General features: G+C 72.7%; 11 protein-coding genes and 2 pseudogenes. 5 read left to right on the top strand and 8 right to left on the bottom strand.

From position 1 onward, the window contains the following. Window positions 1-35: 35 nt before the first annotated feature. On the bottom strand, window positions 36-215 hold the full coding sequence (locus ABZO29_RS22975; RefSeq protein WP_367326432.1) for a hypothetical protein: 180 nt from the start codon (window positions 213-215) through the stop codon (window positions 36-38). On the opposite strand from ABZO29_RS22975, the pseudogene ABZO29_RS22970 reads away from it, so the two are divergent. The 3 genes and pseudogenes from ABZO29_RS22970 to ABZO29_RS22960 form a co-directional block, all read left to right on the top strand. Then, window positions 136-567: pseudogene (locus tag ABZO29_RS22970) on the top strand (SSI family serine proteinase inhibitor); the annotation flags it as partial. The gene ABZO29_RS22975 and the pseudogene ABZO29_RS22970 sit on opposite strands and share 80 nt — an antisense overlap. Before the next feature lie 271 nt (window positions 568-838). After that, a complete protein-coding gene (locus ABZO29_RS22965; protein ID WP_367322070.1) occupies window positions 839-4,990 on the top strand; it encodes a PAS domain-containing protein in 4,152 nt (1,383 codons plus the stop codon). A 242-nt stretch (window positions 4,991-5,232) separates the two neighbouring features. Continuing rightward, a pseudogene (locus ABZO29_RS22960) lies at window positions 5,233-5,943 on the top strand (MFS transporter); the annotation flags it as partial. Between the two features lie 59 nt (window positions 5,944-6,002). On the opposite strand, the gene ABZO29_RS22955 reads toward ABZO29_RS22960, so the two are convergent. The 6 genes from ABZO29_RS22955 to ABZO29_RS22930 form a co-directional block, all read right to left on the bottom strand. Next, the gene (locus ABZO29_RS22955; RefSeq protein ID WP_367326204.1) at window positions 6,003-7,646 is read right to left on the bottom strand and encodes a long-chain fatty acid--CoA ligase; all 1,644 of its coding nucleotides are present in this window, start codon (window positions 7,644-7,646) and stop codon (window positions 6,003-6,005) included. 150 nt (window positions 7,647-7,796) lie between these two features. Beyond that, window positions 7,797-8,363 (bottom strand): SigE family RNA polymerase sigma factor, encoded by a 567-nt coding sequence (locus ABZO29_RS22950; RefSeq protein ID WP_367322069.1) that lies wholly within the window; start codon window positions 8,361-8,363, stop codon window positions 7,797-7,799. Between the two features lie 147 nt (window positions 8,364-8,510). Then, window positions 8,511-9,677 carry a lipid-transfer protein gene (locus tag ABZO29_RS22945; RefSeq protein WP_367322068.1) on the bottom strand — a complete coding sequence of 389 codons (1,167 nt, stop codon included), beginning with the start codon at window positions 9,675-9,677 and terminating at the stop codon, window positions 8,511-8,513. Continuing rightward, window positions 9,674-10,069, bottom strand: coding sequence for a MaoC family dehydratase (locus ABZO29_RS22940; RefSeq protein ID WP_367322067.1), 396 nt, complete (start codon window positions 10,067-10,069; stop codon window positions 9,674-9,676). The genes ABZO29_RS22945 and ABZO29_RS22940 overlap by 4 nt, the downstream gene beginning before the upstream one ends. Beyond that, entirely contained in the window at window positions 10,066-10,989 is a 924-nt protein-coding gene (locus tag ABZO29_RS22935) for a bifunctional MaoC family dehydratase N-terminal/OB-fold nucleic acid binding domain-containing protein (protein ID WP_367322066.1), read from the bottom strand. Before ABZO29_RS22935 ends, ABZO29_RS22940 begins: the two co-directional genes overlap by 4 nt. Before the next feature lie 262 nt (window positions 10,990-11,251). Then, window positions 11,252-11,566 carry a hypothetical protein gene (locus ABZO29_RS22930; protein WP_367322065.1) on the bottom strand — a complete coding sequence of 105 codons (315 nt, stop codon included), beginning with the start codon at window positions 11,564-11,566 and terminating at the stop codon, window positions 11,252-11,254. A 276-nt stretch (window positions 11,567-11,842) separates the two neighbouring features. On the opposite strand from ABZO29_RS22930, the gene ABZO29_RS22925 reads away from it, so the two are divergent. Continuing rightward, entirely contained in the window at window positions 11,843-12,754 is a 912-nt protein-coding gene (locus ABZO29_RS22925) for a bifunctional DNA primase/polymerase (protein WP_367322064.1), read from the top strand. A gap of 10 nt (window positions 12,755-12,764) precedes the next feature. Then, entirely contained in the window at window positions 12,765-13,196 is a 432-nt protein-coding gene (locus tag ABZO29_RS22920; RefSeq protein WP_367322063.1) for a hypothetical protein, read from the top strand. Between the two features lie 66 nt (window positions 13,197-13,262). Here ABZO29_RS22920 and ABZO29_RS22915 read toward each other — a convergent pair whose 3' ends face one another. Next, window positions 13,263-13,919, bottom strand: coding sequence for a hypothetical protein (locus ABZO29_RS22915; protein WP_367322062.1), 657 nt, complete (start codon window positions 13,917-13,919; stop codon window positions 13,263-13,265). Window positions 13,920-13,956: the final 37 nt, after the last annotated feature.

Raw genomic sequence — 13,956 nt, 5'->3', positions numbered from 1 at the left:
TCTCTCGCGCAACGTCCACGGACGCGCGGCGTTAGTCAGGGCATGTTGCAGATCACCTCCCGCGGGCTGCGCCGGTTCCTCGTCGGCGCCGCCGCCTCCGTCGTCGTGGTCTCGTCGTGGTCCGCGGCGCCCACCGTGGCGTACGCCCGCGGCACCGGCACAGGCCCCGGCCCCGAAGCCTCCGGTGCCGGTCCTTTCTCCTTCCCCTCCCGCATGCCCCCGCCCCTCCGCGACGAGGACCGGACGTCCGGCGACCACCTCACCGTCACCGTCCGGGACGCCGGCCGCGGGAAGGACGGGACGTACGAGCTGTACTGCCATCCCGGTGGTGGCAGTCACCCGCACGTGCGTCGGGCCTGCCGGGTCCTCGACCGGGGCACCCGTTGGGGGACGGACCCCTTCGCGCCCGCGCCCGAAGGGGACGTCTGCACCATGCAGTACGGCGGGCCCGCCACCGCGCACGTCACCGGGACGTGGGCCGGACGTCCCGTCGACGCGACGTACGACCGGAGCGACGGATGCGAGACCGCCCGCTGGGACCGGCTCGTGCCGCTCCTTCCCGACCTGCGGGCACAGGTCCCGGTCCGTCGGTACAGGCCGGCCCCGGCACAGGCGTCTCACGGCGGTCACAGAGACTCCGTGAACGTCCCGCGAAGGTCCCGCGCAGGCCGGGCCACCCGGTCACACGTTCCACATCACTTCGTCGTGCGAGCTCCCTCTCATCCGGCGTCGCGAGCGCAACCGCAGCGCTTAGACTCCCTCGCGTGACACGTTGCGGGCCGGTTGGCAAGATGGCCCGAGCGGTCGGCAAGATGCGGTAACAGGGAGGAAGCGACTCGTGAGCAGCAGGCCATCCCGAGGCGCTGCTCGCCTCGCAGCCATACTGGACGCGCTTCCCGACGCGTTGGTGCTGGTCAACGCCAATGGGACCGTCGTCAACGCCAACACCATCGCCCTGGAGGCCTTCGAGGCGCCGGGGACCGCTCTGGTGGGGCGCGGGCTGCTCGATCTGCTGCCGCAGTTCGACTCCAAGCTCATCCCGGGCTCGATGCGGCGGCCCGATCACCTCGACCCGCGGGCGCGGACCAAGCCGACGCGGATGATCGCCCGGCGCACCGACGGGAGCGAGTTCCCCGTCGAGGTCACCAGCGCGAACCTCGAGAACGGGCAGCAGGCCTACGACGGTTACGGCTACGCCTCCGACGAGCTGCTGATGCTCGTCGTACGCGACCTGTCCGGGACCGTCGACACCGAGGCCGAACTGGCCCGCTCGCAGCGTCAGACCGAAATGATCCTGCGGGCCGCGGCCGAGGGTGTCGTGGGGACGGACACGGACGGGCGCATCGTCCTCGTCAATCCGGCCGCCGCTCAGATACTGGGCTATCGGGCCAGCGACCTCGGCGGCAAGGAGCTGCACACCCTCGTCGTGCACTCGCGGGCCGACGGCTCGCCCTTCCCGTACGAGGAGTCGCCGCTCGCCGACACCCTGCGCTCCGGGCGCAAGCACCGGGTGCGCGGACAGGTGCTGTGGTCCAAGAGCGGGGACAAGGTTCCGGTCGATCTGACCACCGCACCGGTGCGTGACGGCGACCAGCTCGTCGGTGCCGTCATGACCTTCACCGACCGACGGCCGTACGACACCCTCGCCGACGAGAAGGCCGCCGCGCAGAAGCAGCACGAGGAAGAGCTGGAGCGGATCGACGAGGAGCACGCCTCCGAGCTCACCGCGCTGCGCCAGAAGCACGTGACCGAGCTCGAGGAGCTGCAGGAGCGGCACGAGGAGGAACTCGCCGCGGGTGAGGAGCGGTACGCCGCGCTCGGGGAGCGGGAGAAGGACCGGTACGAGGCGCTGGCCGCACGGCACGAGCAGCTGCTGACGCTGCTCGGGCGGTCGCTGCGCGGGCCCCTCGACGAGCTGCGCCGTGATCTGGCCGCGCTGGCCGCGGACGACGCCGGGCAGCTGTGGCCCGAGGCCAACCAGGTGCTCCACCACCTGTCGGCGGGTTACTCGCGGATCACCACGCTCATCGACAACGTGCTCGGTTATCAGCGGCTCGACACGGGCACTGAGGAGATCGTCCGTACGAAGGTGATGCTCGACGCCGTCGTCGCCGCGGGCGTCGACGGCGCGGTGGAACTCATCGGGCCGGGGCGTGTCCAGTTCGCCGTGCACGCGCCGCCCATCGAGGCCGAGGTCGACTCGCGGCTCCTGGCCACCGCGCTCGCGCATCTCGTCGCGGATGTGGCCGGGGTCGACGCGACCGGCAACGCCCCCGTGTCGGCGGGCGGTTACATGGACAACACCGTCGTGGTGGCGGCCGCGCAGCGCGGTGAGGTCGTACGGATCGAGGTGCGCGGGCCGTACGCCGGGGGAGACCCGGTGCACGAGCCGATCGTCCGCGGGATCGTGCGGGCGCACGGCGGTGTGCTCCAGACGCACGAGGTGCCGGGCATGAGCGGCAGTGCGTACGTCCTCGAGGTCCCCCTCGGGGAAGGCGCGGGCGCCGTCGCGGCCCAGGCTCCGGCCGCCGCGGACGGCGGTGCCGCCGGGGGTGCCCCGGCCCTCGAGCAGGCCCCCGGCAGGCGGCGCGCCCGGCGGTCCTCCGTCGACGCGTTCCTGGAGAGCGACGTCCCCGGCGAACAGGGTGCCGACGGTTCCCAGGGATCCGGTGGCCCGGACGGGGATGCGGCCGCTCCCACCGGGCGACGGCGGAGGCGGGCGGGTGCCGCCGCCGAGGAAGCCGCCCCCGCCGAGGCCGGCGAGGTCTCCGGCGGCACGGGACGGCGGCGCGGACGGCCCGCCGAGGACGGGGACGCGGCTGAGGGTGCGCCCGGCGCGCCCGCCGAGGGTGCCGTCGTCACCGCCGCCGAGCACGCTGCCGGAACCGCGGCCTCGGGGACGGGACTCGGCGGCACGGTCCCGCCGCAGGGCGTGCCCGCGCCCGCCGGACGGCGCGCCCGGCGCGTCGCCGACGAACAGCACGCGTTGCCGCCGGCCCTGCCCGCCACCCCCGACCCGTCCGCCGCGGGCGGCGTCGTCCCGGCCGACGACGCGCAGCCGTCCGGGCGGCGCCGACGTGCCCTGGCGGCCGCGAACGAACGCGCCGCCGCACAGGAGGCCGCGCCCCGTACGGTGTTCGCCCTTCCGCCCGCCGAGGCCGACCAGGACCGGTCGGCGGACGGGACGGCGGGTGCCCGTGGTACGGGTGCTGCCGACGGTACGCAGGGGCCCCTGCCTCAGCCGCCGGCTCAGGCACAGGTGCCGGCCCAGATCCCCGGCCCGAGCGCCCCGGGTGACGCCCTGGTCGACCAGGGCCGCCACGACGCGGTGGCGCACGACCAGTCCGAGGACCACACTCCGCCGCAGCCGCATCCCACGAGCGCCCCGACGGGCCGCCGTCGACGAGCCGTGGCCCAGCCTGCGGAGGCAATCGGAACGCCGGCACAGGGGGTCCCCTCGCCAGGTGTTCCCGCGCAGGCGCTTCCGGCGCAGGCCCAGCAGGTCGCGTCTCCGCAGCTTCAGGCCGCGCAGGCCCAGGCCCCCCAGGCCCAGCCCGCACCGGTCGGCAACCCCGCGGACGGCACCTCCGGCGCGGGCGCACCCGTACCGCCGGGCGCCACCGCGCCCGCCGCGGCGCCCGCGCTCGCGCCCCCGGCGATCCCCGCCCACCTGCCTCCCGCTGCCGTCGCACCCGCTCAGCCGCAACCCCAGAACCCGCACCCGACCCCGGCCCCCGGCACTCCCCTCCCCCCGGAGTCCGCCGTGGCGCAGACGCGTACGGCGCAGCCGTTGCCCGCCGAGGCCGCGGTCGCCGCACCCGTGGATCCGAACTCCACGCAGGGGCGGGCGATCAGCGTGCGCACGCTGGGGCAGGGTGTGCCGTTCACCCGGCAGGCCGCGCAGGTGCAGCAGCCGGTGGCCGCCACGCCGCCCCCGCAGCAGCCGGGCGGCTCGGGCCGCCGACGCAAGCTGGGGACGCCGCCGGACCCGGCCGCCGCACGCCCGGAGCAGACGGCCCGCCCGCACCCGGCGACCGAGCAGCCCCCCGCGCCCACCTCGGCGCAACCGCAGCCACAGCAGCAGCCGCAACCCCAGCCCGCGCCGACCGGCCAGTCCCGGCTCGCGCAGGCGACGGAGGGGGCCGGACGGTCGTACGCCATCGGCGCGCCGGACGAGAACGCCGCCGAGGGACCCGAACCGTTGGACGGTCCCGGGGGGGCGGTCGAAGTCGCCGACACACCTCGGCCGCAGCCCATGGACGACGAGCTGCCGCCGGAGCCGCTGGACAACCCGCGCCGGCTTCTGGTGTGGCCCGCGCCCGACGTGAGCACCCAGCAGGCGCTGAGCGACCGCGGATACCGGCCCGTCATCGTGCACTCGCGCGAGGAGGTCGACGCGCAGATCGCGGCCTTCCCCGCCGCGCTGTTCGTGGACCCGCTGACCGGGCCGATCACGCGCACCGCGCTGCAGTCGCTGCGGCAGGCGGCCGTGGCCGCCGAGGTGCCGGTGATGGTCACAGCGGGACTCGGGCAGGCGACGCGCGAGGCGGCGTACGGCGCCGACCCGGCCGTACTGCTGAAGGCGCTCGCTCCGCGCGACAGCGAGCAGCATCCGCCGCGGGTGCTGCTCATCGAGGAGCACGCGGAGATCGCGCTGGCGCTGACGTCGACGCTGGAGCGGCGCGGAATGCAGGTGGCGCGGGCGGCGAGCGACGCGGACGCCGTCACGCTCGCCGGGCAGCTGCGGCCGAACCTCGTGGTGATGGACCTGCTGCAGGTGCACCGGCGGCAGGCCGGGATCGTGGACTGGCTGCGCGCGAACGGGCAGCTCAACCGCACCCCGCTGGTCGTCTACACCGCGGCCGTCGACCAGGCGGACCTGCCGCGGCTGGCGTCGGGGGAGACGGTGCTGTTCCTGGCGGAACGGTCGACCAGCGGCGATGTGCAGAGCCGGATCGTCGACCTGCTGGCGCGGATCGGCACCAACTAGCTCACACGTCTCGTCCCGCGCAGCGGCTACTTCACCACCAGCCCGCGTGCCACCTCCTTGATGGAGGCACACAGGCGCTCGCGGTCCGTGTCCTCGCCGGTCGGGATCGCGACGGTGATGACGCCCCGGGCCTGTCCGTGCTCGAGGGCGACGGCCTTGCCGGCGTAGTGGTTCCGGCGCTCGGCCTCGTCGGGCGGTTCGGCGCGGGCGTGGGGATGCCCTCCCAGAAGAGCCGGCGCGGCAGCGGCATCGTCGCGGCCCGGGTCCTGGGCCGCCTGGCGGGCCAGGCCTTCGGCCGGCGCCGGGTCTTCGTAGGCGCGGCCGCCCTCAGCGCGGTCCTGGGTCTGCTGACCGTCTCCGTCCTGCCGGCGGAACGCCCTCGGCGCGCAGGCGGGCTCTTCTCGGGCCTCGACCCCATGCCGGGGCCTGGTACGCCGCTCGCCCGAGCTCTGGCGCGCATGCGTGCGCCAGGCCGGGATGTACGGCGCGTGGAGCGCCCTGTGGACCTCGTCGGCCCTGCTGCTGACGGGCCGGACGTACGGCCTGTCGACCGCGACCGCCGGGCTCTTCGGCCTGTTCGGTCTCGCGGCCAGGGCGGCGGCACCGCTCGCGGGCGGTCTGGTCGACCGCTTCGGCGCCGCCAAGGTCGTACGGTCCGCCCACCTGCTGGCCGCCGCGTCCGCGCCGCTGTTCTGGCTGGGCGGGCAGGTGCCGGTCGCCCTGTTCGTGGCGGCGATCGCGCTCCACGCCGCCCTGGTGGCCTCCCCGTCGCCAACCAGCCCCTGGCCCTGACCACCACCTCCATCCCGGCCACCGCCGACAGCGCGCACGTGGTCTCCGGTCTCGCTGGCGGAGCCCTCGCCTCGGCCCTGGCGGGCCTCGCCTGAGCCACGCGGGCCGGAGCGGGGGTGTGGCTGCTGCTGGGGTGGGGGGCGACCGCCGTACGACGGTGAGGGGATGTCGTACGGCGGTGAGGACGTGGGAGTACGCCGGTGACGTGGGCCCGCGCCGGTCAGAGCTTGGTGACGTCCAGCTGCCCGTCCGCGTACTTCCTGCGCAGCACCTTCTTGTCGAACTTGCCGACGCTCGTCTTGGGAACCGCCTCGATGATCGTCCAGCGCTCCGGGAGCTGCCACTTGGCGATCTTGCCCTCGTCGGCGAGGAAGGCGCGCAGGGACTCGAAGTCGGCGGTGGAGCCCTCCTTGAGGACCACGGTGGCCAGCGGACGCTCGCCCCACTTCTCGTCGGGGACGGCGACGACGGCCGCCTCGGTGACGTCCGGGTGGGACATCAGGGCGTTCTCCAGCTCGACCGAGGAGATCCACTCGCCGCCGGACTTGATGACGTCCTTGGCGCGGTCGGTGAGGGTGAGGAAGCCGTCGGGGCTGATGGTGCCGACGTCACCGGTCTTGAGCCAGCCGTCCTCGCTGAACTTGTCGGCGGGGCGCAGCGGTTCACCGTCGGGGCCGTTGTAGTAGGCGCCCGCGATCCAGGGGCCGCGCACCTCCAGCTCGCCGGCCGACTCGCCGTCCCAGGGAAGGCGTTCGCCGCCGGGGCCGGTGAGGCGGGCCTCGACGCTGGTCGGGAAGCGGCCCTGGGTGAGGCGGTAGGCGAACTCCTCGTCCGTGCCGACCACATGGGCAGGCGGGCGGGCGATCGTGCCGAGCGGAGAGGTCTCCGTCATGCCCCAGGCGTGGCACACCCGCATGCCGAGCTTGTCGAAGGCCTCCATGAGGGAGGGCGGGCAGGCGGAGCCGCCGATCGTGACCTGGCCGAGGGAGGAGACGTCACGCGGCTTGGCGGTCAGCTCGGCCAGCAGGCCCTGCCAGATGGTGGGGACGGCGGCCGCGTGGGTCGGGCGCTCGGACTCGATCATCTCGGCGAGGGGCCCGGGCTGCAGGAAGCGGTCCGGCATCAGCAGGTTCACGCCGGTCATGAAGGTGGCGTGCGGCAGGCCCCAGGCGTTGACGTGGAACTGCGGGACCACGACCAGCGAGGTGTCCTGGTCCGTCAGTCCCATCGACTGGGCCATGTTCACCTGCATGGAGTGCAGGTAGATCGAACGGTGGCTGTACACCACGCCCTTGGGGTCGCCGGTGGTGCCGGAGGTGTAACACATCGCGGCGGCCTGGCGTTCGTCCAGCTCGGGCCAGTCGTACTCGGTCGGCTTCCCGGCGATCAGGTCCTCGTACTCGTGCACCTGCGCGGCGGCGTCCGCCAGCAGGGAACGGTCGCCCGGCCCGGAGACCACGACATGCTCGAGCGTCTTGAGGTGCGGCAGCAGCGGGGCGAGCAGCGGCAGCAGCGAACCGTTGGCGATCACGACCTTGTCGGCCGCGTGGTTCACGATCCACGCCAGCTGCTCGGGGGGCAGGCGCAGATTGAGGGTGTGCAGGACCGCGCCCATGGAGGGGATCGCGAAGTAGGCCTCGACGTGCTCGGCGTTGTTCCACATGAGCGTCGCGACCCGGTCGTCCGCCACGACCCCGAGGTCCTCGCGCAGGGCGTGCGCCAGCTGGGCCGTGCGGGCGCCGATCTCGGCGTAGGAGCGGCGGTGGGGTTCCTCCTCGCCGGTCCAGGTGGTCACCTGCGATGTGCTGTGGATCCGTGACCCGTGGGTCAGAATCCTCGAGATCAGCAGCGGTACGTCCTGCATGGTGCTCTGCACGGCGTCCTCCCGGGCGACATTGCCTACGCGGTGGTAATGGTTGCGCTGATTCTGCTCACATACCGCGCGGTATGTCACTAGGGAGCGACGATCGATCAGGTCACGTTAAAGCGCGGGTCAAATCCCCACTACGGCCCACTATCGAACAAGCCCCAGTTCAGGATCCTCGCGCAGCTTCCCCAGCGCACGCGACACCGCCGACTTCACCGTGCCCACCGACACGCCGAGCACCTCGGCCGTCTGCACCTCGCTCAGGTCCTCGTAGTACCTGAGGACGACCATCGCCCGCTGCCGGGCCGGCAGCTTCATGATCGCCCGCCACATCGCGTCGTGCAGCGCCTGCTGCTCCGCCGGGTCGTCCTCGCCGGGCACAGGCTCCGGCTCGGGCAGCTCGTCGCACGTGAACTCGTCGACCTTGCGTTTGCGCCACTGCGACGTCCGCGTGTTCAGCAGCGCCCGGCGCACATAGCCGTCGAGGGCCCGGTGGTCCTCGATCCGCTCCCAGGCGACGTACGTCTTGGTGAGCGCCGTCTGCAGCAGGTCCTCCGCGTCGCTCGGGTTCGCGGTGAGCGACCGGGCGGTACGCAGCAGCACGGGCTGGCGAGCCCTGACGTACGACGAGAAGGAGGGGTACGTCGCGTGCACGCGGGTCCGCCTCGCTGAGGTGGCGGCGTCGGAGGCGCTGGTGCAGACGGGTGTGGTCATGGCTCCACGCTAGGAGTGGGGGCACCTCCGGCGGATCGGCCCCAGGTCCCGAAGCAGCGTCCGCCTCAGGTTGTAGGGGTGGGGCTGGCTCCACCTCCTGAAGGTGGACGGGAGAGCCGTCCCTACTGCGGGATCACCCCTGGGGGGTCATCCCTGCGCAGTCAGGACCAGCCCCGACGTCGGCACACCCGTCCCCGCCGTCACCAGGACGCACTCCGCCCCCGGTATCCGGTTCACCGCCGTCCCGCGCACCTGTCGTACCCCTTCCGCTATGCCGTTCATCCCATGGAGGTATGCCTCCCCGAGCTGCCCCCCGTGCGTGTTCAGCGGCAGCCGCTCCTCGGCCACGAAGCCGGCCGCCTCGCCGGGCGCGCAGAAGCCGAACTCCTCCAGCTGCATCAGCACGAAGGGGGTGAAGTGGTCGTACACGATCCCCACGTCGATGTCGGCAGGCGCGAGGCCGGAGGTCCGCCACAACTGGCGGGCCACCACGCCCATCTCGGGCAGTCCTGTCAGGTCGTCGCGGTAGAAGCTGGTCATCTGCTCCTGGGCCCTGCCCGCGCCCTGGGCGGCCGCCGCGACGACCGCGGGCGGGTGCGGCAGGTCGCGGGCCCGCTCCACCGATGTGACGACGAGGGCCTGGCCGCCGTCCGTCTCCTGGCAGCAGTCCAGGAGCCGCAGGGGTTCGGCTATCCAGCGGGACGCGGCGTGGTCGGCGAGGGTGATCGGTCTGCCGTGGAAGTAGGCCGCCGGGTTGGTCGCCGCGTACTTTCGGTCCACGACGGCCACGTGCCCGAACGCCTCCGGTGTCAGCCCGTAGGTGTACAGGTACCGCTGGGCCGCCATCGCCACCCAGGACGCCGGGGTGAGCAGCCCGAACGGCAGCGACCAGCCGAGCGCGGCGCCCTCCGCGGACGGCTCCCGGTGCTGGACCCCTGAGCCGAAGCGGCGGCCCGACCGCTCGTTGAAGGCGCGGTAGCAGACGACGACCTCTGCCACTCCCGTCGCCACGGCCAGCGCCGCCTGCTGGACCGTGGCGCAGGCCGCCCCGCCGCCGTAATGGACGCGGGAGAAGAAGGACAGCTCGCCCATGCCGCAGGCCTGCGCCACGGTGATCTCCGGGCTGGTGTCCATCGTGAACGTGACCATCCCGTCCACGTCCCCGGGCCTGAGGCCCGCGTCGTCGAGGGCGGCCCGCACCGCCTCCGCCGCCAGCCGCAGTTCACTGCGCCCGGAGTCCTTGGAGAACTCCGTGGCCCCGATACCGGCGATCGCGGCGCGTCCGCCGAGGACGTCGGCCGTCCGTAAACTCATGACGTGACCTCCGCGGGAACAGTGACCGTCACCCTTCCGGTCACATGCGTACCGATCCCGTTCTCCCCGGTGACCTTCACGACGGCCGTGTCCCCGTCGACCTCCTCGACCGTGCCCCGCAGCACCATCGTGTCGCCGGGGTAGTTGGGGGCACCGAGCCGTATGGCGACCCTGCGGAGGAGGGCGGCAGGGCCGAAGTGGTCGGTGATGTAGCGGCCGACCAGGCCGTTGGTGGTCAGGATGTTCATGAAGATGTCCGGCGAGCCCTTCTCGCGTGCCGGCTCCGGGTCGTGATGCACGTCCTGGTAGTCGCGCGAGGCGAGGGCGCCGGCGACGATCAGGGTGCGGGTGATCTCGATCTCCAGCGGGGGCAGCTTGTCACCGGCCCTCATGCGACCCCCTCCCGGGTTCGGAACACGGGCAGCACCAACTCGTCGTCGTACGCCCGGAATTCGACTCGCACCGGCAGTCCTATGCGGACCTTGTCGTACGGCACCCCCACGACGTTGCTGATCATCCGCACTCCCTCGGCCAGTTCGATCAGCGCGACCGCGTAGGGCCCCGCCGCGTCGGCGCCGTGATCGGATGCCGTGAACGCCGGGAAGGGCGGGTGGTGCATCACGACGTACGAAAAGACCGTCCCCTCACCGCACGCCTCGAGGGGGTCCCAGTCCAGGGAGCCGCAGCTGTTGCAGCCGGGCAGCCAGGGAAAGCGGAGGATGCCGCAGTCAGCGCAGCGCTGGATGAGCAGTCTGTGCTGCCGCACTCCCGCCCAGAAGCCGGCGTTGTCGCGGTTGACGACCGGGCGGGGGCGGCGCTCCTTGGGTTTCCGGCGCGCGGGTGCGTACTTGAGGATGCGGAAGCGGTGTGTGCCGACGAGGTCCTCGCCCACCCGGACGTCCATGCGGCTGGTCACGAAGTACCCGGTCCCGAGCCTGGTCGTCTTGCGCTCCGACACCGACTCGATCACCGAGTCGAAGGTGATCTCGTCGCCGGGGCGCAGGGGCCGCACGTACTCCTGCTCGCAGTCGGTGGCGACCACCGAGGTGTAGCCGGCGCCGTCGAGCAGGCCGAGGAGCTCGTCGTACGCCTTCGCGCGCCCCCCGTGCCCGGACAGGCCGCCCATGGTCCACACCTGGAGCATGGTGGGCGGGGCGACGGCGTCCGGCCCGACGTACGAAGGATTGGTGTCTCCCATCGCCTCGCACCAGTGCCGGATCATGGGCACGTTGACGGGGTCCTTGCCGATGCCGGCGATGGTGGCCGCCCGCCCCTCGTACGTCTTCAGGTGTACCGCCAGCTCGTCGTCCATCGTTCACCACCGCCCCCTCGTCCCGCCTCGCGCATCGCTCGTACATTCCTGGTACACCGCCCGCCCCGCTCGGGTTCCCATGTCCTCCGCGAGAGTTTCTGACTGTCCGTCAGATGAGGTGCACTGTCAAGGTCACCGGGCCACCCGGGCCCCGCACCCGGAAACGTCTGCGCGGCGACGCCGAAGCACCGCCGCGCAGACGCGTGACATCCCTCAGAGCACACCTGGCACGGGAGTCGAGGGCCCCGGCCGGCCCTTCAGCTCACCACCACAGCGGGGTGAAACTGATCGCGACGTTCTCGTTGCCCTGGTTGACGGGTGAGAACGCGGAGTCTTTGAGCTGGGCGGTATTGCTCTGGTTCGAGGCGCCCGAGCCGACCGCCTGCTGCTGCGTGGTGGCCGAGTTGCCGCTGTTGTCGCGCCCGGCACCGATGCCGATGACGCTCGCGGCGGCCGCGTTCGATCCGTCGTCCGCGAAGGCACCGTTGTCCGCCGCCGCGACGCCGCCGAACAGGGCGGCGGTGAGGGGGAGGGCGGAGACGGCGGCGAGAACGCGGGCGGTACGGATGCTTGCCATGTTGTTCCTCCAGAACGGGGGTACGCACCGGCCTCTTGGTTCGAACGATGCGTGAAGTACGACTGCTGCCAGGGAAGTTGGCCGACCGCCCCGGCGGTTGTGCACGACGTCGCGGGATCAGAGTTGCCCACGGAAACCGCACTGAACCGCGCTGTAAGTCGTGATTCGCCCTTAAGCGTGTCGAATGGTCGATAAACCCGTTTCGCCATGCCCACTCGCCAAGGGCGCCCGCAAAACCCTCTTCCCTCTATCGAACATTCGTACGAAAATGGAGTCATGGCCACCACCGACCGGCACCCCCGGCAGGCCACGACGCTGGCCCTGGCACACGCACTGTCAGCCGCCGAACGCGGCCTGGCGGTCATCCCCCTGTCCCGTACGAAGCTCCCGGCCCTGCGCTCCCCCCACCGCGACGAACCGTCCTCGCCCGCCTGCCACGGCGAGTGCGGCCGGTTCGGGCACGGTGTGTACGACGCCTCCACCGACCCGGTCCGCATCCGTGAACTCTTCGCCGCCGCCCCCTGGGCCACCGGCTACGGCATCGCCTGCGGCCTGCCCCCGCACCACCTGATCGGCATCGACCTCGACACGAAATCCGGCACGGACTCCACAGCGGCCCTGCGCGAACTGGCCCTGCGGCACCTGTTCACGATCCCGCCCACCGTGGTCGTCCTCACCCCCAGCGGCGGCCGCCATCTGTGGCTGACCGGCCCGTCGGACGTCGTCGTCCCCAATTCGGCGAGCCGACTCGCGCCGGGCATCGACGTCCGGGGCGCCGGCGGCTACCTCGTCGGGCCCGGATCCCGCACCGACCACGGCGTCTACGCCACCGCCCCGGGCACCTCGCACATCGCCCCCGCCGCCTGCCCGCCCGCCCTGCTCCGCCTCCTGCTCCCACCGCCCCGCACACCCCACCCCTCGACGCCGTCGTCGGGCGGCGGCCACGGCCAGGGCCTGGTCCAGTTCGTCCTCGCCGCGCACGAGGGTCAGCGCAACACCCGCCTGTTCTGGGCGGCCTGCCGCGCGTACGAGGACGGCATCGGGCCCGAGCTGTGCGACGACCTCGTGGCGGCCGCCGTCCGCACCGGCCTGCCCGAACGCGAGGCCCGCTCCACGATCGCCTCGGCGGCACGCATGACCCGGCACCGCCCGGAAAATCCGGGGGAGCCGGGTGAGACCTCGCCCTAAGGTGCCGACCATGTCCCTCACACGTGTCGTCCTCACCTCCGGCCGCCCGATCGAACTCTCCGAGCTGCGGCTCTCGTCGACGTACGGCGGGATGCTGGAGGGCTACCCGTGCCGTCCGGTCAACGACATGCAGATCAAGTACCTCCTAGGCACCGCCGAACGTGCTTTTCCCGCCACCCCGGTCCACCTCGTACCGCCCCCTCGCGAACACCCCGACCAGTACGCGGGCGCCTTCGGCCCCGTCGAGGTCCTGCCGGCCGTGGCCTGCGTGGGCGCCTTCCGGTCCACGGCGATCGACCCGGCCCACGATCCGGTCCTGTACCGCTCGGCCCTCGCGATCATCTGGTTCCAGCCCACCCCGCAGATTCCCGCCGGGTGCGATGCGGAGGCGGCACTGCGGGAGATCGCGTGGGAGGAGCTGGCACGGGACTACGAGCTCTAGCAGGCAGGCACACGGAAGGGGTGTCCCGTGCCGGGGCACCCCTTCTCATCCGCGGCCACGCGACGGCTACGGCATGAAGACCTGCTCCAGCCGGTGGATGGCGCCGTCGTCGCCGGTCTCGTACCGGAACACGAGGCCGGAGTCGGGATGCGCGTCGATCCAGTCGATCAGCTCCTGCACGCCGATCCGCCGGTTCTCGGTGCTGTCGGTGATCGGGTTGGTGGCGGTGACGTACGCGGCCTGGTCGAGGGCCCAGCGGCTGTCCTCGCCGGTGACGACGAAGGGCGCGCCGTCGGTGTCCTTCCCGGGACATCCCCAGGCACCGTGCTGGATGACGAGGTTCACCTTGCCGGTGCTGCCGTCGAGTTCCTCGACGCGGTACACGGCGAGTTCGTCGGGGTCGACCTCGTCCGGGGTCGGCGGCTCACTGGCGCAGTCGCTCTTGGGCGCGCTCGTCCCGGCCGACGCGGCCGGCTTGGCGCCGGCCTTCCCGGCGGACCCACCGCTGCTGCCGGACGTACCGGACGACGAAGGGGCCGTGGCGCCCGCGCTCGGCGTACCGCCGGACGTGCCGGGCGTGGCACTCGCCCCGGCCGTGGCACTCGCCCCGGCCGCCACGTCGGCCGCGGCGGCGGACCCGCCCTTCTGGCACCCGGTGAGCACAGCGGTCAGCGCGACTGCCGCGAGCGCGACGAGAGCGGGTCTGAGCCGGTTGGCGTTCATCTGGTACGTCCCCCTGTTCACGGGCGGCCCGATCGGC

The sequence above is a fragment of the Streptomyces sp. HUAS ZL42 genome (genome assembly GCF_040782645.1).
Lineage (GTDB): Bacteria > Actinomycetota > Actinomycetes > Streptomycetales > Streptomycetaceae > Streptomyces.
The sequence above is the reverse complement of the archived record's forward strand: the minus strand, read 5'-3'. Positions and strand labels throughout refer to the sequence as shown.

Excerpts from the sequence above, each read along its gene's own strand:
- ABZO29_RS22975 (WP_367326432.1), bottom strand. The coding sequence starts at position 215 with ATGCGGGAGGGGAAGGAGAAAGGACCGGCACCGGAGGCTTCGGGGCCG.
- ABZO29_RS22930 (WP_367322065.1), bottom strand. The coding sequence starts at position 11,566 with ATGGCAAGCATCCGTACCGCCCGCGTTCTCGCCGCCGTCTCCGCCCTC.
- ABZO29_RS22935 (WP_367322066.1), bottom strand. The coding sequence starts at position 10,989 with ATGGACGACGAGCTGGCGGTACACCTGAAGACGTACGAGGGGCGGGCG.
- ABZO29_RS22920 (WP_367322063.1), top strand. The coding sequence starts at position 12,765 with ATGTCCCTCACACGTGTCGTCCTCACCTCCGGCCGCCCGATCGAACTC.
- ABZO29_RS22950 (WP_367322069.1), bottom strand. The coding sequence starts at position 8,363 with ATGACCACACCCGTCTGCACCAGCGCCTCCGACGCCGCCACCTCAGCG.
- ABZO29_RS22940 (WP_367322067.1), bottom strand. The coding sequence starts at position 10,069 with ATGAGGGCCGGTGACAAGCTGCCCCCGCTGGAGATCGAGATCACCCGC.
- ABZO29_RS22945 (WP_367322068.1), bottom strand. The coding sequence starts at position 9,677 with ATGAGTTTACGGACGGCCGACGTCCTCGGCGGACGCGCCGCGATCGCC.
- ABZO29_RS22925 (WP_367322064.1), top strand. The coding sequence starts at position 11,843 with ATGGCCACCACCGACCGGCACCCCCGGCAGGCCACGACGCTGGCCCTG.
- ABZO29_RS22955 (WP_367326204.1), bottom strand. The coding sequence starts at position 7,646 with ATGCAGGACGTACCGCTGCTGATCTCGAGGATTCTGACCCACGGGTCA.
- ABZO29_RS22915 (WP_367322062.1), bottom strand. The coding sequence starts at position 13,919 with ATGAACGCCAACCGGCTCAGACCCGCTCTCGTCGCGCTCGCGGCAGTC.